General features: G+C 63.5%; 15 protein-coding genes and 1 pseudogene. 10 read left to right on the forward strand and 6 right to left on the reverse strand.

Annotation, left to right across the window (positions count from 1 at the left end; translation table 11 throughout):
* Positions 1-334 precede the first annotated feature (334 nt).
* The 3 genes from IRI77_RS02050 to IRI77_RS02060 all read left to right on the forward strand — a co-directional run bounded on the left by IRI77_RS02050 (position 335) and on the right by IRI77_RS02060 (position 4,436).
* Entirely contained in the window at positions 335-1,732 is a 1,398-nt protein-coding gene (locus tag IRI77_RS02050; RefSeq protein ID WP_228486559.1) for a dipeptidase, read from the forward strand.
* A gap of 232 nt (positions 1,733-1,964) precedes the next feature.
* On the forward strand, positions 1,965-3,008 hold the full coding sequence (locus IRI77_RS02055; RefSeq protein ID WP_194450432.1) for an Asp23/Gls24 family envelope stress response protein: 1,044 nt from the start codon (positions 1,965-1,967) through the stop codon (positions 3,006-3,008).
* 162 nt (positions 3,009-3,170) lie between these two features.
* Complete coding sequence (locus tag IRI77_RS02060; protein ID WP_194450433.1) at positions 3,171-4,436, forward strand: DUF1963 domain-containing protein; 1,266 nt, start codon at positions 3,171-3,173, stop codon at positions 4,434-4,436.
* A gap of 79 nt (positions 4,437-4,515) precedes the next feature.
* Here IRI77_RS02060 and IRI77_RS02065 read toward each other — a convergent pair whose 3' ends face one another.
* A complete protein-coding gene (locus tag IRI77_RS02065; RefSeq protein ID WP_194450434.1) occupies positions 4,516-5,328 on the reverse strand; it encodes a hypothetical protein in 813 nt (270 codons plus the stop codon).
* Between the two features lie 171 nt (positions 5,329-5,499).
* Here IRI77_RS02065 and IRI77_RS02070 point away from each other — a divergent pair, with 171 nt between their 5' ends.
* From IRI77_RS02070 to IRI77_RS02085, 4 genes are all read left to right on the forward strand, one after another.
* Positions 5,500-6,207, forward strand: coding sequence for a hypothetical protein (locus IRI77_RS02070; protein ID WP_194450435.1), 708 nt, complete (start codon positions 5,500-5,502; stop codon positions 6,205-6,207).
* A gap of 60 nt (positions 6,208-6,267) precedes the next feature.
* Positions 6,268-6,471, forward strand: coding sequence for an RNA polymerase sigma factor (locus tag IRI77_RS02075; RefSeq protein WP_194450436.1), 204 nt, complete (start codon positions 6,268-6,270; stop codon positions 6,469-6,471).
* Positions 6,462-6,869 carry a hypothetical protein gene (locus IRI77_RS02080; protein WP_194450437.1) on the forward strand — a complete coding sequence of 136 codons (408 nt, stop codon included), beginning with the start codon at positions 6,462-6,464 and terminating at the stop codon, positions 6,867-6,869. Before IRI77_RS02075 ends, IRI77_RS02080 begins: the two co-directional genes overlap by 10 nt.
* A 124-nt stretch (positions 6,870-6,993) precedes the next feature.
* Positions 6,994-7,449: a hypothetical protein gene (locus tag IRI77_RS02085; protein WP_194450438.1), complete on the forward strand. Its 456-nt coding sequence runs from the start codon at positions 6,994-6,996 to the stop codon at positions 7,447-7,449.
* A 188-nt stretch (positions 7,450-7,637) separates the two neighbouring features.
* On the opposite strand, the gene IRI77_RS02090 is transcribed toward IRI77_RS02085, so the two are convergent.
* Together IRI77_RS02090 and IRI77_RS38535 are read right to left on the reverse strand one after the other, a co-directional pair.
* Complete coding sequence (locus IRI77_RS02090; protein ID WP_194450439.1) at positions 7,638-9,995, reverse strand: PP2C family protein-serine/threonine phosphatase; 2,358 nt, start codon at positions 9,993-9,995, stop codon at positions 7,638-7,640.
* Positions 9,996-10,070: 75 nt separating this feature from the next.
* A pseudogene (locus IRI77_RS38535) lies at positions 10,071-11,308 on the reverse strand (threonine synthase).
* A gap of 9 nt (positions 11,309-11,317) precedes the next feature.
* Between IRI77_RS38535 and IRI77_RS02100 the strand changes: the two are divergent.
* Both IRI77_RS02100 and IRI77_RS02105 read left to right on the forward strand, forming a co-directional pair.
* Complete coding sequence (locus IRI77_RS02100; RefSeq protein WP_194450440.1) at positions 11,318-14,248, forward strand: M14 family zinc carboxypeptidase; 2,931 nt, start codon at positions 11,318-11,320, stop codon at positions 14,246-14,248.
* Complete coding sequence (locus IRI77_RS02105; RefSeq protein WP_194450441.1) at positions 14,245-14,946, forward strand: lytic transglycosylase domain-containing protein; 702 nt, start codon at positions 14,245-14,247, stop codon at positions 14,944-14,946. Before IRI77_RS02100 ends, IRI77_RS02105 begins: the two co-directional genes overlap by 4 nt.
* Here IRI77_RS02105 and IRI77_RS02110 read toward each other — a convergent pair.
* Genes IRI77_RS02110 through IRI77_RS02120 form a run of 3 tightly spaced genes read right to left on the reverse strand, consistent with a single transcriptional unit; the run spans position 14,882 to position 17,728 of the window.
* Positions 14,882-16,501, reverse strand: a complete 1,620-nt coding sequence (locus tag IRI77_RS02110; RefSeq protein WP_194450442.1) for a carboxypeptidase regulatory-like domain-containing protein — start codon at positions 16,499-16,501, stop codon at positions 14,882-14,884. The two genes, IRI77_RS02105 and IRI77_RS02110, sit on opposite strands and share 65 nt — an antisense overlap.
* A gap of 1 nt (position 16,502) precedes the next feature.
* On the reverse strand, positions 16,503-17,456 hold the full coding sequence (locus IRI77_RS02115) for an MDR/zinc-dependent alcohol dehydrogenase-like family protein (protein ID WP_194450443.1): 954 nt from the start codon (positions 17,454-17,456) through the stop codon (positions 16,503-16,505).
* A complete protein-coding gene (locus IRI77_RS02120) occupies positions 17,453-17,728 on the reverse strand; it encodes a helix-hairpin-helix domain-containing protein (protein ID WP_228486560.1) in 276 nt (91 codons plus the stop codon). The genes IRI77_RS02115 and IRI77_RS02120 overlap by 4 nt, the downstream gene beginning before the upstream one ends.
* Positions 17,729-17,750: 22 nt before the next feature.
* Between IRI77_RS02120 and IRI77_RS02125 the strand changes: the two genes are divergently transcribed.
* On the forward strand, positions 17,751-18,071 hold the full coding sequence (locus IRI77_RS02125; protein ID WP_194450444.1) for an L-rhamnose mutarotase: 321 nt from the start codon (positions 17,751-17,753) through the stop codon (positions 18,069-18,071).
* Positions 18,072-18,075 lie beyond the last annotated feature (4 nt).

Here is an 18,075-nt window from a genome sequence, read left to right on the forward strand (position 1 = left end):
TGCGCCAGCGTTTGATCTGCGCCAATCTGCGACAGGACTTGGAGACCTGATGAATCGATCGGCAACCCAGGAATCCGCGATTGCATGAACCATCGGGCCTCTCGCCGTGGCCAGGGGTGAAGCCCGGCCGCGATCAGACGGAAAGCCAAGAGCTGATAGATGACAACCAACACCTGACAGCTATCAGCGAACCGCTGCTCCCCCTTCCCCCGGCTGCTACCATATTCAAATACACGTCTTGTCCGAGACCTCCGTCGGTCTCCGAACTCCAAAGTCTCTATTAGTCAAGCGGCGCCGGGCGGTGGTCCTTCCGTCACGGACCCTGGGAGGTTCATTGAAACACACACAGCGAAAGCTCATTCTTGCGGGACTGACGGCATCCACACTCGGCCTCCTGTTCCACATCACGGCCTGGAACAGTCCGGCACAGTCGAACGACGCGAGCCTCATCGCAAAAGCGAAGAAGATCCACGACCACGTCATCAAGCTCGATACCCACAACGATATTGACGCGTCGAACTTCACCGCCGACTGCAACTACACCATGCGCCTGACCACGCAGGTGAACTTGCCCAAGATGATTGAGGGCGACATGGACGTCTCGTTCATGATCGTCTACGTCGGCCAGGGGCCGCTCACCAAAGAAGGCTACGACAGCGCCTACGCGCAGGCCGTCGAGAAATTCGAAGCCGTCCACCGGCTCACCGAGAAAATTGCGCCCGACAAGATCGGCCTGGCCCTGACACCTGCTGATGTCATCGCCCTCCACAAGCAGAACAAGCGCATCGCTGTCATCGCCGTCGAGAACGGCTATCCGGTCGGTACCGAGATTAAGCGCGTCCAGGAGTTCTACGATCGCGGAGCGCGCTACATGTCCCTCGCCCACAACGGCAACAGCCAGCTCGCTGACTCGAACACCGGCGAGGTGCAGGGCTACCTCTACAACAACGGACTCTCGCCGCTGGGCCGTGAGGTCATCGCCGAGATGAACCGCGTCGGCATGATGGTCGACCTCTCGCACCCCGCGAAGGGCGCCAACCTGGAAGCGATCCGTCTCTCTAAGGCCCCTGTCATCGCCTCCCACTCCGGCGTCCGCGCCCTGGCCGACGTCAGCCGCAACATGGACGACGAGCAGTTGCTCGCCCTCAAGAAGAACGGCGGCGTGATCCAGATCGTCGGCTTCGCCTCCTACTTGAAGGCGGAATCGAAGGAACGCACGGAAGCGCTCACCAAATTGCGCGAAGAGCTGTTCGGCTCCATGACCGGCGCCCGCGGCGGCCGTCGCGCGGCCGGCGGGGAAGGTGGTGCGGCTCCGTCGCGAGCCTGCCCAGTGGAGACTGAGACTACATCGGCTGCTCCGGCTCGTCGAGGCGGAGGACGCAACGGGTTCCTCGCCATGCTGCCGGCCGACAAGCGCGCCGAGTATGAAAAGCGCATGGCCGAGATCGACGCGAAGTTCCCGCCCGCGCCCCGCGCCAACGTCCAGGACATGGTGAATCACATCGACTACGCTGTGAAGCTCATCGGTATCGATCACGTCGGCATCTCCTCCGACTTCGATGGCGGCGGCGGCATCGATGGCTGGAACAGCGCCTCGGAAGCCTTCAACGTGACCCTCGAACTCGTGAAGCGCGGCTACACGGAAGAACAAATCGGCAAGCTCTGGAGCGGCAACCTGCTGCGCGTCTGGGGTGACGTCGAGAAGGTCGCCAAGAAACTGCGCAAAAGCTAGAACACTCCGGCAGGCTGGGGTGGCTGCTCAAGGCTCCCCAGCCTGACCCGATCCGCCCTGGTTTGCAAGCTTTAATCGTCATCAGGGGGGAGTCTCGGAGAGATCTTCGATTCCCCCCCTGACTCGTTCCCGCCGCCGGCGTTCCGCCCCAGGAAATCCCCTTCCAAAAGCTCAAAATATCCAAACTCAGCGTGTGGATTGTCCCCTGCTGGCTGGATAAACTATTCGCAATATGTCCCCACGGTGGATCGGTATTCGAGCGAGCGCGGTGATCTCGATTCTCGGCAGCCTGGCCTTGCTGCTGATTGCAGGACTCATGTTGGTCTCCGTGTTGATCAATCCGCCAGCTCCCGAGGCCCCAACCCTTCCATTTCCAATGAAGTACTTCGTCATCGGCATGGCGAACGTGGTGATCCTGCTTGCTGCCTGGGGCATCGCGACAGCCGTTGGTATCTTCCGCCGCCGCCGTTGGGCCCGAATGTCCATCCTCATCTTCGCCGCAATACTCGCCTTCTTCGCAGTGGGAGGGGCTGCGATGATGGCGGTCATTCCCCTGCCGGAGACGCCGGGCGCGGACCCCAGCATCATGCCCATAGTCAGGGCCGTCATCGTCGGGTTTTATTGTGTTCTCGCCGCGATCGGCGCATGGTGGTTGGTGCTCTTCAATCTGACTCGCAGCCAGCCATACTTCTCCGGTCCCGTCACAACATCCGAACCCGTCCGGCCCCTGAGCATTACCATCATCGGCTGGTATTTCCTCTTTGGGGCCCTATGCTGCCTGCCCATGGCGCTATTCCGATTCCCCTTTATGTTCCTGGGCATCATCTTCACGGAAGCCGGCGCCATCTGCCTCTACCTCGCATTTGCGGCGGTGCAGATGTATCTGGGCCTCGGGCTACTCCGGCTCCGAGAGCCGGCGCGCGTGGCCAGCATCGCCTATTTCTGCGTCATGGTCGTGAGTGGAATCAGCTCCCTGGTGCCTTCGAGACAACAGGAGCTCCTGCGGCAGATGAGACTCGCTTACTCCTGGATGAACCAGCCTGGTCAGGATAGTTACCCCTTTCAGTTGCAATGGCCCTTCACTTTGCTGATGCTGCTTCTGGCCGGGCTCCCTGTTTACTTCCTCCACCTTCGCCGGGCTGCATTTCTGCCTGCCTCGCTCACAACCCATTCCAATGGCCCTGGTGAGCGATCACAGGCGCTTCCATCAGGCGCCTCCGTGGAACCCGAGCCCTCAGGGGCTGGGGAGGGGCCAGGCCCGGACAAGGAGGACTGAGATCCGCCTCCCCCTTGACACCAATTCCTCCTCCTGTTTGTCTTGCGGCTCTGTCCGCATCTCCGGCTACTTGCCCAGCCTCCATCCGTCGACACCCGCTATTCCGCCAATCCACTAAACTGCCGTTCCTGCCCAACCTCAACGCCGCTACACTAGAGGCGCATGAGCGACAGCATCGACCAGCTTCACGCGGACTACAAATCGAACACCAGCCGCGATCGCGATCAGCAACTGGTTGCCCGGCTCCGCTCCACTCCTGGCCTGGCCGCGGAACTCATCCAGCGGCTCCTCCTCGATCTACCCAATCTCCCCGGCATTCTCCCCGCGGCGCTGCTCGGCTTGCAGCTTGACCAGTTTGACCCTTTGGCCCGCACGGCGGCCTCCACCCTGCGCCAGGACCCCTGCCATGCCGCTGCCCAGGATTTCATAGCCCACGCGAGTCTACAGGCCCTGCCCCCCCTGCGCCCCCATTTGCAGGAGTTGTTCTACGTTCAGCCGAATTGGACCACCTACTACTCCATGTGGCCCTGGCGGCAAACCGGCGTAACGGAATTCGAGTTCCTGAAGCGTCACTTAGGAACGGGCATGACGTTCTGGGATGGCGGCTCAAGCAGGACCACGCAGCGCGCCGCCCTGGAAGCCCTCTTCGAGACCCGGGAACCGGAAGTTCTCGAATTCCTGGAAGACCGTCTCCCCCGAGAGGACTTCCACCTCCATGCCCGCGATATCGGCATGGAAAAATCCGCCGAGGGGTATCGGAAGCTTCACAGCGAGCAGACGTTCCACCTCTCCTTCCCATCCAGCTACATCGACGGAAGCGCCCTCGCGGCCCGCTGGTTGCCGATGGCGGGTCTGGAGTATCACGGCCTCTGCCTGCCCCAGGATCACATCTTCGGGGGAGAAGGCACCGGCGAGTGCCGCCGTTGTCATCAGAGACTCGTCAACCTGCTCACACTCACCCCCGTGCCGCCCGGCCTGGGCGTCACGGGACTCGACCAACTGTCACTGCAGGTCTGCTTCTCCTGCCTGGATCTCGGAGTCCTTTTCTACGAACACGACAACCACGGCAGCACGCGCGAATCCGCCCTGACGGTGCGCGAAGGGGTTGGCCGGGTGGAGAACTGCGGATCCCTGCGCCAAACGCCGGTAGGTCTTATCCGAACGCCCGAGCGTTGGAAGTGGCAGGACTGGGCGCTGTCCAACTCCCGCGAAAATCTGAACCGCCTCGGAGGCCATCCCGCCTGGATCCAGAACGCGGAGTACCCTGCCTGCCCCCAGTGCCGCCAAACCATGATCCACCTTCTCCAACTCGACTCCGATCTGCCAATGGAAAATGGGAGCGAATGGTGGTGGGGCAGCGGTGGCTGCGGCTATGTCAGTTGGTGTGACCAATGCAAAATCAGCGCCGTCCAGTGCCAGTTCACTTAGCGGCAACCCTTACCCCAGTGGCAGGATGAGAGTGCTAGGGCACTCGGCCGCGCCTCCTTGGCCTGATGTTCATTGACCGTTACGGCTTCAATGAGCAGCCGTTATCCGGACCCGCATCCCAGGGCTCTGTGACGTACCGGAAGTTCTTTTCGGAACGCCCCGCAAGTGCGAACCCCTCCGAACCAAGCCTAAATTCGAGGTCGTAGAGTTGGCGCGGAAACCCAGCGGGCCGTTCTTCCGGCTGGACCGCGCGATTCCTGGGCTCGCCCTGCAGTTTGCCGGCCGCGGGCAGTCGATTGCGGCCGTATTCGACAACCAGGTGCAAGGTTCCCTCTTGATAATCGGCCGATTTCAGGCTGGCCCACGTGAGGCATCCAGCGCCCCGGCCCACCGTATCCCTGAGTTGGAGGAAGAACTCGGAGTCTGGAGGAGTCCGCGTGAAATCCAGCGTATAGAGGTTCGTATCGACCACGCCCTCTACGCCCACGAAGTTGGTTTGGCAGAGCAGGATGTCTTTCTTCGCGGAGGTTGGGATCAAGCGGCAATAGGCCGCGTTGAGTAGATCATTCCGGAATCGCAACGCCCACCCACCGCTGCCTCTGGAAAACACGTAATTGGCCGGCGAGTAGCCATTTGGCACTGGCAGGAATTGCATGGCGACCACCGCATCTCGACCGCCACCGAAGAAATGTCCATGCACCAGGGAGACCTCGGCTTCGACCGCTGCCTTGTTCCCTTGGCGTCCCACGATTTGCACGATCCCGGCATCTTCAGGCCGCGCCGCGTGAACATCGTTTCGGAAGGGCGGATCGAAGCGGGAAGCCTCGGTGCCGTCGGTAGAGGCCTGGCCGCAGGCGACAGCCGCAAGCGAAACAACCATCAGCGTGCACAAAACTGCGCGACTTCCAACGAATTGACGGATGGTCCTCGTCAGCATTGCGGCTCTCAAGCTCCTTGCGCTGCTTTCGCATTTTACCAGCCAGTCATCGATGCTTTCGCGGCAAGCCCGCGGGTGACCAGCCCGGACGCCCACTCGTCGGCCGGCGGGCTATCATGGCAGACGATGCGTGACCATTTGTACTTGACCCTCGCGGCCGGGTTGACCGCAGTCCTGCTGCTGCCCTTGCATGCGACAGCCGGCCAATCGTTTGCGCTCGATTCCACCCAGGGACTGCAACCGCACGGTGTCACCGTGGAGGCCGTCACTTACCAGGGACGCAAAGCCGTGCGTGTGCTGCCGGCAGTTGCCGCGAGCGAAGAGCCGCAGGCCGCGAAGAACGGCGAGGGCGGCGGAATTGTGGTGCTGCCAGCCACCGAGTTCCAGGACGGAACGGTTGAGTTGGAAGTCGCGGGCAAACCCCGGGCCGGCGCCGCGGGCGGTGCGCGCGGGTTTGTCGGGATCGCTTTCCGGGTGGCCGCTGACCCATCGAAATACGAGTGCTTTTACCTCCGCCCGACCAACGGCCGCGCCGACGACCAGTTGCGGCGCAATCATTCGACACAGTACATCTCCATGCCGGAGTACGAGTGGTCGCGGCTGCGCAAGGAAACACCCGGCGTGTACGAGTCCTATGCGGACCTGGCGCCGGGCGAGTGGACCAGGATCAAAGTCGTAGTCAGGGGCGGCAAGGCCCGCCTCTACGTGAACGATGCGCCACAGCCGGTGCTGCTGGTCAACGACCTGAAGCACGGCAACGGCAAGGGCGCCGTGGCGCTGTGGATCGGCATGGGCACCGAGGGGTATTTCTCCAATTTGCGGCTGTCGAATTAAACTAAGCCCAGACTGAAAGCGTCAGGAAAGAAACGGCTCGCGCGCAGCGGGCAGCTCACATTGCGGACCATCGAAGACGGAGCCCGGCGCGCGCTGGAAGGGGATCGCGACGCGCTCGATCGTGTGGTGCGTGGTTTGCAAGGCGACCTCTACGGCCTTGCCCTGCGCATGCTGCTGAACCGTGAGGATGCCGAGGATGCCACGCAGGAGATCCTGGTCCGCATCGTCACCCGGCTCCCTCCGAAGCCGAGCGCTTGCTGTTGATCGAGGAGGTGAAGGGCTCCTGCACGTTCGCCATGCTCCAGTGTCTTGACCGGCCGAACCGTCTCGCTTACGTGCCGGGCGAAATCATGGAACTCTCCGGGCCCGGCGCCGCCGAAGCGCTGGAGATCTCCGCCGATTTGTTTCGCAAACGCCTCCAGCATGCCCGCCCCGCCATTCTCGCTTTCACCAGATCCCGGGCAGGGAAGATCCGTGTGGACTCCTGCGCATTCGCAGGGAACGCATCGTCGTTCCAGGAGGCGCGCGCGATGGTCCGCCAGGTGGATGAGGCGCGCTGGGCCCTTGAGGTTCACCGGACCAACCATCCCCGGCATGCCTCCATCGATTTCGCGCGACGAATCGTCGCAGCCCTGGATGCCCGGGATCGGCCCGCCGACTGATCCTCCATCCGCCAGGGAGTTCTGCTCCGGATCAACCGGTTCGGCCATTTCGTAAAAGAAAACAGCCTCAAGTTTTCACAGCGCCCTCTCCGCTCTCGTCCAAAGGACGAACAGGAGAACCAGTTTGCAGACAATTCGAATCGGAACCATGATGTGTGGGATGGCGATCTTCGCCGCCTGGCTGTCGCCGCCCCTCAACGCCCAGAGCGCTGCACCGAGCCATCAGTCGGCCCTGGCCAATGAGGCCGGTACTCTGTCGGACAAGTTCAGCGGACTCGCCCGTGTGATGGCGGGCAAGTACGAATGGAAGCCTGGCGAGAGCGTACGCTCCGCGGGCGATGTGTTCAATCTGATCGTTAGGGAGAATGGCATGCTGAGCAGTGTGCTTTCGGGTGCGGGTGCGCCGGGCCGCGGCGGTCCGAGGCCTGCTCTGATTACCGACGCGGACAAGCTGCAGGAGGCACTCAATTCACGGGCGAACTCAGCAATAACCTGCCCAGCCAGCGTTGGGCGCAGGCGGCCATCCCGAACTCGCGGCTTTTCGTTTACACCGCAGCCGAGCAGGGTGATCACCTGCTGATGTTCAGGAACCCGGTGAAGTTCGCAAACGACCTGCAGGCGTTCCTGGAGAAATAGCGAGCGCGCGCCGGATTCCAGCTCGGGAGAGCTCTCAACGCGATGGCCAGTCAGCGCGCGAGGCCGAGGAGACTGGCCCGAGTCGCGCATCCGTTGACCCGGCGGTGCCGTGACGCATACCGGAATTGGAGTTCACTCCACCCGCAGCACGACCAAGGTAATGTCGTCATGTTGCGGGGCTCCAGCCGCAAAGCCGTCGACGGCTCGCACCAGCGCGTCGCATAACTCCGGCACGGAGAGCGCCCGTCCGGCGCAGATTGCCTGGGCCAGGCGCGCCTCACTGAACTCTTCCCCTTCCGGGCTCATCGCCTCGGTGATGCCGTCGGTGTAGAGCACCACCGTATCGCCGGGCCCCAGTTCCAATTCCGCCTCCGCGAACGCCGCTCGCCGCTTCAGTCCCAGCGCCAGACCCTTGGTCCGGATCCACTCCACTTCGGAGGCGCCACTGCGCCACAACGCCGCGGGGTTGTGGCCGGCTGAAGAGTACATCAGTCGGCGTGAGCCTCGCGCACAGGCCAAAGCAAAGAGCGTGATGAAGCGGTTGGCCGGCGTCGAATCGAATACCAGCTCATTCAGGCGCCCGAGCATCCCGTCGAGATTCTCCCCGGTGCGGCCAAAGGCCAGTCCGCGCAAACTCGCCTGGAGATTCGACATCAGGAGCGCCGCCGGCACTCCTTTGCCCGCCACATCGGCGATCGTGATCAAGAGGCGATCGCCGGCTGCGATGTAGTCATAGGAGTCGCCTCCGATCGACTGGGCGGGACGGCAGATGCCGGAAATCCTGAAGCCAGGCAACTCGGGGTCGCGCTTGGGCAACAGGCGCGCCTGGACGTCCTTGGCAATCTGCAGTTCGCGCTGGATGCGCTCGCGCTGCACCGCCTCTTCGGCCACCCGGTGTGTGAGCCGCGCATTCTCTATCGCGAGCCCGGCCTGGTGCGCCACCGACTGCAACAACTGCTTCTCCGCCGGGGAATAGGGTTCCTGGCTCTTCTTCGGTCCCAGATGCAGCCCGCCCAGCACGCCATTGCGGCCCTGGACCGGCAGCGCCAGGCACCCCAACGCGGTCTCGGCCAACCAGTCGGGTGAAGGAGCCGTGCCGGCCAGCCAGGTGCGGACCTCCGGCACATGCAGCGCGGACGACACATGCCCGGCCACTGAGGCCAGCACCGCTTCGGGTTCGGTCATCGTGCGCAGCAACTCGCCGGTCCCGGCCAGCACCCGTTCGGCTTGCAGGGCCTCGCGGAAGAAGCGCCGGTCGACCCAGCCGTGCAAGCGCCTGGCCAACGGACCCACCAACAACATGGCCAGCAGGCTCCACGCGATCGCGGTCCAGCGGTTCTCCAGCAGTACCAGCGGCGCCAGCGCCAGCAGGATCCGCAAGGCGTCGACGGAGCGCCGCGCGAACGCATACTGCAAGCCTTGCCGCACCACGACGCCAACGTCCATCGCCCGCTCCACGATCAACACGTAGGCAAAAGTCAGCGGCACCAGCGACAGCAGCAGGTACGCCACCCAAGTGATCACGGGATAAGCGCTGTACGAAAGGCCGGCCGCCAGGTTCGTGAGCTCCATTGCGAGCAGCGGACCGCGGCCCAGCAACAGCCCCGCCACCAGCAGGCGCAGCCTCCGCCGCGTGTCCGGGTCCGTCTCCCCCGCCAGGCGATAGATGATATTCGCCACGCCTAACGCCATCGCGCCATACAGGATCGTGGCCTCCCACGAATCCGGCAGATCCCAGGCCTTCCACCGGTCGAGCCCGGCCGGAAACTCGGCGCCCATCAGGGCCAGCGCCGTATTTAGCGCCGCCAGCCACACCACGCTCAAGGTCAACGGCCAACGCAGCCAGGAGAGCAAACGCCGCGGACTGCGCTCGGCCCCAAAGTCCAGTCCGAACCAGAGCCAGGCGGCCGCGCTCAACTGCCCGAGCCCGCGATTGAAGAAGCGCATCAGGCCCGACCAGAACGGCGGCCAACCGTCCACTTGAAACAGGTAGGAGTTGAACTGCGCTTGAGCCAGCAGGATGGAGAGCACCAACCAGGCCATCCGGTCCGTGGGCCGGCGGTACACGATGAAGAATCCCAACAACACGCAGAACGACGGAACCAGGATGTTCTGGACGACCATGAACAGCCGCTCCACCGGTCCGATCCTCGCTGGAAACGGTCGCGTCGGCGCCGAGACGTCCAGCCGTCGCCCTTCGCGCTCCACGGTCAGCGGCACCGGCGGACCCATCGGGCGCCGGGTGAGGGCTCGATGCGCCTGCCCCCTTGACGCCACCGGCGTGCCGTCGACTGCAACGATTCGATCGCCGCGCCGCAGGCCGCCAAACTGGTCGACATTCACCTTGAGCGAGTCCGTCATCGGCAGACGGTAATGGATCGCCTCGGGATGAGCAGCGAACTCAATCGTGGTGACGACGAGGCGCACTTCGAGCGCGGTGACAATCGCGAAGATGATCCCCAGCAGGGACAGGCAGGCCGTGCGAGCCATCCTGCTATGTTACTTCCTCGAGCCCCGGTGTCCAGTCCGTCGTCGGCTGGCGGCCGGGCGATTCGGTGCCAGTCTCTACCTCGGCGTGATCAAGCCGCCCAGCTTGTCGCTCTCGCTCTCAGAGGTCCTTGGGAATAAGGTGGAGTACGCCTCCAGGTACTTCAGCCCGGCGCCCGTGTTGTAGACCACGATCTTCTCTTCCGGCTGCAGGAAGCCGGTCTTCAATAGATGATCCAGAGCAGCGAAGCAGGCCGCGCCCTCCGGCGCCGCGAAGATGCCTTCCCGGCTGGCCAGTTCCGCCCCTGCCAGCAGGGACGCCCGGTCGCTCACCGCCACGCACGTCCCCTTGCTCGCCCTCACCGCCTGCAGGATCAGGAAATCGCCCAGCGGCTTCGGCACCCGCAGTCCGCTGGAGACCGTCATCGCGTTCTCCCAGAACGTGCTGCGTTCGGCCCCCTGCTCGAAGGCCCGCACCACCGGCGCGCAGCCGTCCGCCTGCACGACAATCATCTTCGGCCGCTTGGACCCGATCCAGCCCAGCGCCTCCATCTCGTCGAACGCCTTCCACATCCCGATCAGGCCCACGCCGCCGCCCGTGGGATAGAAGATGGCGTCGGGCAAATTCCACTGGAACTGCTCGGCCACCTCGTAGCCCATCGTCTTCTTGCCCTCGATGCGGAACGGCTCCTTCAAGGTATTGATTTCAAACCAGCCCTCGGCCTCTTTCCGCTCCACCACGATGCGGCCGCAGTCGCTGATCAACCCGTCCACCAGGGTGACCTTGGCGCCGAAGCTCTTACATTCGATGTAGTTGGACTGCGGCACGTCCTCGGCATAAAGATATGCGCTTCGATGCCCGCCGCCGCGGCATAGGCCGCCGTCGCACTGGCCGCATTGCCGGCCGAGCCCAGGGCCACCTTCTTGATCCCCAACTCGTGGCACATCGAGATGCAGCACGCCAGGCCGCGCGCCTTGAAGCTGCCGGTAGGATTGATCCCCTCGTCTTTCACCCACAGGTTCTGCGCTCCAATGGCCGCGCCGTAGTGCCTCGCCCGGATCAGCGGAGTCCAGCCTTCCCCCAATGAAATCATGGACATAGGCTTCGACACAGGCAGCACCGGGGCATACCGCCACATCGACGACGGACCACTGGCGATCCACTCCCGGCTCCAGCCATTGCGCGCGGCTTCCAGGTCGTAGCGCACCAGCAGCGGCCCGCCGCACTCGCAAAGATTGTGCGGCTGGTTGGCCGGGTAGGTTTTTCCGCACAGGCTGCATTCCAGGTGTGTGAGAGTGGTCATCTCTTGCAGCATACTGAAAACATGTCTCGCGTGACTTGTCCTGCGGTCCTCTTTTTCCTCGGCGCCAGCCTCGCGCTGGCTCAAACCCAGAAGCTCGACGACGGTTACGCGAAGAAAATCCGCGAATTTACGACGGATCCGATGTTCCTGACGGAGTTGGTCGATCACCTGCCTGCTTCAGACAAAGTGCCCACTCCGGAGAAGTTCCTCGGCTACATCGCCGGAGCGCAGAACAAGCTCACTTACGCCAAGGACATCTACCGCTACATGCGCGAGGTGGAGAAAACCTCGCCGCGCGTCCGGGTCCTCTCCATCGGCCAGACCGAGGAAAACCGCGAAATGGTCATCGTGGTGGTGTCGAGCGAAGCCAACCTCGCCCGGCTCGATCGCCTCAAGCAGATCACCGCCACGCTGGCCGATCCGAGCAAGACCACGCCCGCCGAGGCCGAAAAGCTGATCGCCGAGGGCCTGCCGTTCTATTGGGCCACCGCCTCCATCCATTCGCCCGAGACCGGTTCTCCCGAGATGTCGATGGAACTGGTCTACCGTCTGGCGGTCGAAGAGACCCCGTTCATTCAGAAGATCCGCGACAACGCCATCGTCCTGGTCACCCCGGTAGTTGAGGTGGATGGCCGCGAGAAGATGGTCGACCTCTACCGCTGGCGGAAGGAGAATCCCGGCAAAACCGCCCCCAGCCTCCTGTACTGGGGTAAATATGTTGCACACGACAACAACCGCGACGGCATGGCCCTCTCGCTCGCCCTTAGCCGCAACATAACAAAAGCCTTCCTGCAATTCCACCCGCAGGTTCTGCACGATCTGCACGAGTCCGTGCCGTTTCTTTACACGTCCACCGGCATGGGGCCTTACAACGCTTGGCTCGATCCCATCGTCATCAATGAGTGGCAGAAGCTCGCCTACTACGAAATTGAAGAGATGACGAAGCGCGGCGTTCCCGGCGTCTGGACCCACGGGTTCTACGACGGTTGGGCCGCTAACTACCTCATGGAAGTCGCCCACGGGCACAACTCGATCGGCCGGTTCTACGAGACCTTCGGCAACGGAGGCGCGGATACGCGCGAGCGCACCGTCCCCGCCGCCCAGACCACCCGCGCCTGGTTCCGCCCCAATCCGCCGCTGCCCAAGGTGAACTGGTCGCAGCGCAACAACGTGAACATGCAGCAGTCCGCGCTGTTGCTGGCGATGAACTACACGGCCACGAACAAAGAGACATTCCTGCGCAATTTCTGGCTGAAGAGCCAGCGCAGCGTCGCCAAGGCGACGACCGAGGGTCCGGCCGCCTACATCATCGACGCCGCTGCCCGTCCGAACGAAGCCGCTTCGCTGGCTGACCAACTCGCCCTGCACGGCGTGGAAGTGCAGCGCCTGACCCAGGCCTATCAGGGCAATGCCGCCGGATCCTACGTTGTCCGCATGGACCAGCCCTACTCGCGGCTCGCCGACATGCTGCTCGACCGGCAATATTACAACGCCAACGACACCCCGCCGTATGACGACACGGGCTGGACGATCCAGGCGCTGCGGAACCTCAAGAGCAGCAGGATCACCGACGTGGCCGTGCTGAAAGCGCCCATGGCGCCGGTCACTGGGCCGGTCAAGCCGGAAGGGAAGGTCATCGGCGACGGTTCTGTCTATGCTGTGAATCACAATGGCGACCGCGTCCTGGCCACCTTGCGCTACAAGCTCAAGGACGTGAAGATGGACGCCGCCGAGGAGTCCTTCGAAGCCGAGGGCCAGAAATTCGCAGCGGGTTCGTTCCTGATTCCCGCGGCCGGTAATCCGGCGGATCTGAAACAGCGGCTGCAGTCCGCCGCGACGGAACTGGGCGTCAACATCGTAGCCCTGAAGGCCGCGCCTAAGACCGCGCAGCATCCGCTGGCCGCTCCGCGCATCGCCCTGGTCCACAACTGGCTGAATACACAGAACGAAGGCTGGTTCCGCCTGGCCATGGACACGACAGGCGTCCCTTACACCTACATCTCTGATCACACGGTGGCGGCCACCTCCGATCTGCGCTCGAAGTTCGAAGTCATCATCCTGGGACCCATGGGCGGCACCGCCCAGCGCATCGTCAACGGCATGCCGAAGCGCGGCGATCCGGTGCCGTGGAAGGCCTCTACGTTGACCCCAAATTTCGGGACGTCGCCCGATCAGACCGATGACATCCGTGGCGGCCTGGGCCTGGAAGGCGTGCAGCACATTCGCGACTTCGTCGAGGCCGGCGGCCTGTTCATCACCATCGGAGGCAATGCGTCATTGCCGATTACGTATGGCTTGATCGACGGCATCACCATCCAGCCGACACGGGAATTGAAAGTGCGCGGCAGCGTCCTCGATTCCGGCATCTCTGATCCGCGCAGCCCCATCGCTTACGGCTATTCCGAGCATCTGCCGGTCTACCTGGGTTCGGAACTGGTCTTGAACGCCAGCGCCACCGCCGGTTTGGGCGGGGGCGGCGGACAGGCAGGCAGCGTCAGCGGCCAGAACCGCGCCAGCGGCCGTGGCGGTCTCACCGATCCGGATGTCATCCAGGGGCGTCCTCCGGCTCCGGCCGTGCCCGAGCCCAAGCCCGATGAGCCCAACGCCGAGATGCTCGAGAACATGCGCGCCTACCTGCCCACCCCGGCCGAGCGTCCGCGCACCATCCTCAAGTTCGGTGAGGAGAAAGACCTGCTCATCTCCGGCCTGCTCGCCGGGGGCAGGGAACTCGCCGGCAAGCCTGCCCTGGTCGATGTACCCCAGGGTAAGGGCCACTACGTCCTGTTTGCTATCAACCCGATGTGGCGCCAGCAGACACAGGGCAGCTTCATGCTGCTCTTCAACGCCGCCATGAATTTTGAGAACCTGGGAGCAGGCCGGTCCGCCGGCAATGGCCGCTCGACCGGGACGCCCACCGCCGGTGACGACGACTACAACGACCTGATGCAATGAAGCGCTTTGTTCTTTTTCTCGCTCTCGCCGCCCTGCCGCTCGCCGCGGCCGATATCGCCGTGCTCCACACAGGCGCGCGGATTCGTGCCCAGCGCATCGAGAAACTGGACGACCGCTACATTCTCACCACCGCCGACAGCCGGATCGAGTTGAAGGCCGACCTGATTGCGGACCTGGAACACGAAGACGATCCCCCTCCGCCGCCAGCGGTTGTGGCGGACAAGTCCCTCACGCCCCCGCCAATCAAGGAAACGGATCCCAGGAAGCTGGTCACCGAGGCCGCGATCAAGTACGGCCTGCCACCCGCCATCGTCCACGCCCTGGCCATGACCGAATCCGCTTATCAGACGAACGCCGTCTCCCGCGCGGGTGCGATTGGCGTGATGCAACTCATGCCCGGCACCGCCCAGTCTTTCAACGCCGATCCCCGCGATGTCGAGCAGAATATCGACGCGGGCACGCGCCTGCTGCGCGAACTGCTGCTGAAGTACGAGAACGATCCCAACCCGGTGCGCCGCGCCCTCGCCGCTTACAACGCGGGTTCCGGCGCCGTCGCCCGCTACAACGGGGTTCCGCCCTATCGCGAAACCCAGGCCTACGTGGAAAAGGTGATCGAGCGCTACTGGAAGCAGGTCAACGCTGCGCAGCCGGTATCACTCGCAGCTCAAGGTTCTGCGGTCCAGACTCCCGGACAGTGACCTTCTTCGCCCTGGACATCAGCGGCTTCAGGAATTCCTCGTCTTCCAGCGCGCCCGGCTCCATCTGATCCAACGACAGGATCGCGTACTCCCCCGGAGCCACATTGGGCAGCCTGAAGGCGCCGTTCTGGTCGGTGCGCGTCACCCTCACGCGAAAGGCCTTCTTCGGCACCGGTACCAGCCCGACATTCACTGAAGGCACTGGTTCGCCCTTATCGTTCTGCACGACTCCGCCCAATTCGGCCGTCGCCAGGTTCATTGACACCGCTACCGGCGTCGCCGCGTTCGAGATTTCGGCCTCATCGCTTTCCAGTACCTTCTCGCCCAGCTTGATCTCTTTTACATAGTGGGTCGAGGGCATGCCAGTGAACGCGATCCGGTACCGGCCCGCCACCAGATTGCCGAGCACGAAATCGCCGTTGTCGGCCGCCGATGACATCGCGAACGTCGCCACAATGTCGTCCGCCGGTACGGCCACGATCTTGATCGACCCGACCTTCAGGTCCGGAGAGGGCTCCGCCGTCAGATGCCCCTTCACCTCAAACGGAGCAGCAGCCTGCACGGTCACCTTCTCGATGGGTTGGTCACCGATCTCGATGGACGACTTCACGACGAAAGCCGTATTGCCCAGTCCGGTCGGCAGCGTCTGCAGGATATAGGAGCCAGGCGGCACGTTTTTGAAGGTGAACTTACCGTCCGCCCCCTGCAGCAGCGCCCGCGGACCCATCGCCCGGCCCATCGGCCCCATGTCCTTGGGCACCAGGCTCAGGTAGGTCACCGACGAAGTGCCGGGCGGTACTCCGGCAATCTCACCCGTGAACGTCACCGTCTTGATCTTGCTCAGCCGGATGTCGATACCGGGCACCTCGGACGCGTCCTTGATGTCGATGGACTGGGCCTCCGTCATGGTGGGCACCGACGGGAAGCACGTATTCGACAGCGCCTCCTCCACGCCCGTCTTGACGTCCTTGGGGTTCAGTTGCGGCTGGTAGGATCCTTCCAGCACCGCGCAGACCACGAACTTGCCCGGCGGCAACTGCCCAATCCTGTACTCGCCCAGGTCATTGCTCATCACGGGCACGGTGCCAGCCGGCAGGCGAATCTTCTTGCCGTTGGCATACATGCTGTTCATGGCCAACACCAACGCCTTGGCCACCGGTTCGCCCTCGTTGTCGGTGATCTTGCCGGCGATCACCCCCTGCTTGGGGAGCGCGATGTTTAGGCCGGTCAGCGCGGCTCCGGCGTCAATCCGCAGCGTCTGCCCCAGCGCTTCGCCCGGATTCTTCGCGCCATAGCCAGTCGCCTGGTATCCGGCCCTCTCCGCCGACAACCGGTAGCGGCCCGGCTTCACATCCTTCAGAATGTACTTGCCGTCGTCGCCCGTTTCCGCCGACTGTGCCTGTTCGCTGCCGCCGAGCAGAGTCAGCGTCACCTTCGCCTTCCGGATCGCCGTCTGCGTGGCCGCGTGGGTGACGGCCCCTTCCACCGTGGCCGGCTTCACCTCCTGCGTGGCCGGAGCCTGCATCAGCATCGCCATCACGAACAGGGAAATCATGTTAGGAACCTCGCAACAGCACCTTCAAAACCCCGCGTTCCTGCGCACGCGCAAACGCCCGCGGCGCGTCGGCCAGCGGACATTCTTCTGAAATCATCTGGTCCAATTGTAATTTGCCGGTTTGCAGCAGTTTCAGCGCCGGCTCAAACCGCCCGCACCGCGAGCCCACCAGCGTGATCTCATTCACGATCACCGGAGCCGCATCCAGCGGGACCGTGCCGTGCACGGTCGACTTCATCACAATGGTCCCTCGCGGCCGGGTCATCCCCACGGCCTGCATCAGACCTTCGCTGGAGCCGGTTGCTTCCACCACATAGTCATACGCGGCCGCCGGCAATTTGTTCGAAAATCTCGCCTCGATTCCAGCCGCCTCCGCCACCCGCAGCTTCTCCTTGTGCCGCCCATATTGGTGGACTTCCAACCCCGAAAACCGTAGCGTCTGCCCAATCAGCAGCCCCAGTTTCCCATCGCCGAGCACGGCGACCTTCTCTCCACGAGGAATCTTGACCTGGTCGAGAATCTCACAGGCGGCCGCGATCGGCTCGGTGAAGACCGCATGTTCCGTCTTCACCTTGGCCGGCACGGCGCGCAGGTTCGCCTCCGGCAGGGTCAACAACTCGCGAAAGGCGCCCGGATGCCGGACGATCCCCAGCACGGTCCGCCGGGGACAGTGCCGGCCCAAACCGCGCTTGCACCACTCGCAGTGCCCGCACGGCAGGTTGATCTCGCCCACCACCCGTCGCCCCACCCAGCCCGGATCGTCGCTCTCCACCACTTCGCCCACGAACTCATGCCCCGGCGTACCCTTAAACCCGTAGTAGCCGCGCAGCAGCTCGATATCCGTATTGCAGATGCCGCCGCAGATCAGCCGGATCAGCGCCGAGCCCTTCGGCCTGCGCGGAGCCGCCATCTTGCGGACCGTCACCGCCCCCGCCTCGAGATGGACTCCAATCATCGGATCTGGCCCTTCCGTACCCGGCTCCAATGCCACCAGTTGCGCTGCTCGGCCGGCAGGTTCGGATCCTTTGCCTGCGCCACCGCGCAGACGAATACATCCAGCACGCACGGATCCTGCCGCTGCCCGGTCAGCTCACACAACCGGTCGTACATCCTCCGCCCCGACTGCTTCTTGAGCTGATCGATATTCGCGACGCCCAGCAGCTCGAAGTCCTTCAACATCTTTGGACCGATGCCGTCCAATTCCTTGAGTTTTCGCAAATCGGCCATGGCAAGGGATATGATGCCAGAGATGCAACGCGTCTGCTTCCTCCTTCAAGTCAAGAAAGACCGCCTGGCCGAATACAAGGAACGCCACAAAGCCGTCTGGCCCGAGATGCTCCAGGCCCTGAGCGGCACTGGCTGGCACAACTACTCGCTGTTCCTGCGGGACGACGGCCTGCTGGTTGGCTACGTGGAAACACCCGATTTCCAGGCGGCGCTCGACGGCATGGCCGGGCTCGAAGTGAACGCCCGCTGGCAGGCGGAGATGCGCGAGTTCTTTGAGGACACCACCGGCCGCAATGCCGACGAACGGATGCGTCCCCTGGAGCAGGTTTTCTACCTCGCCTGAGGGG

The organism is Paludibaculum fermentans (genome assembly GCF_015277775.1).
GTDB lineage: Bacteria > Acidobacteriota > Terriglobia > Bryobacterales > Bryobacteraceae > Paludibaculum > Paludibaculum fermentans.

What these genes read in the sequence shown, in the direction of transcription:
- IRI77_RS02055 (WP_194450432.1), top strand. Translation starts at nt 1,965, where the DNA reads ATGTCCCCACGGTGGATCGGTATTCGAGCGAGCGCGGTGATCTCGATT.
- IRI77_RS02060 (WP_194450433.1), top strand. Translation starts at nt 3,171, where the DNA reads ATGAGCGACAGCATCGACCAGCTTCACGCGGACTACAAATCGAACACC.
- IRI77_RS02070 (WP_194450435.1), top strand. Translation starts at nt 5,500, where the DNA reads ATGCGTGACCATTTGTACTTGACCCTCGCGGCCGGGTTGACCGCAGTC.
- IRI77_RS02090 (WP_194450439.1), bottom strand. Translation starts at nt 9,995, where the DNA reads ATGGCTCGCACGGCCTGCCTGTCCCTGCTGGGGATCATCTTCGCGATT.
- IRI77_RS02100 (WP_194450440.1), top strand. Translation starts at nt 11,318, where the DNA reads ATGTCTCGCGTGACTTGTCCTGCGGTCCTCTTTTTCCTCGGCGCCAGC.
- IRI77_RS02105 (WP_194450441.1), top strand. Translation starts at nt 14,245, where the DNA reads ATGAAGCGCTTTGTTCTTTTTCTCGCTCTCGCCGCCCTGCCGCTCGCC.
- IRI77_RS02110 (WP_194450442.1), bottom strand. Translation starts at nt 16,501, where the DNA reads ATGATTTCCCTGTTCGTGATGGCGATGCTGATGCAGGCTCCGGCCACG.
- IRI77_RS02115 (WP_194450443.1), bottom strand. Translation starts at nt 17,456, where the DNA reads ATGATTGGAGTCCATCTCGAGGCGGGGGCGGTGACGGTCCGCAAGATG.
- IRI77_RS02120 (WP_228486560.1), bottom strand. Translation starts at nt 17,728, where the DNA reads ATGGCCGATTTGCGAAAACTCAAGGAATTGGACGGCATCGGTCCAAAG.
- IRI77_RS02125 (WP_194450444.1), top strand. Translation starts at nt 17,751, where the DNA reads ATGCAACGCGTCTGCTTCCTCCTTCAAGTCAAGAAAGACCGCCTGGCC.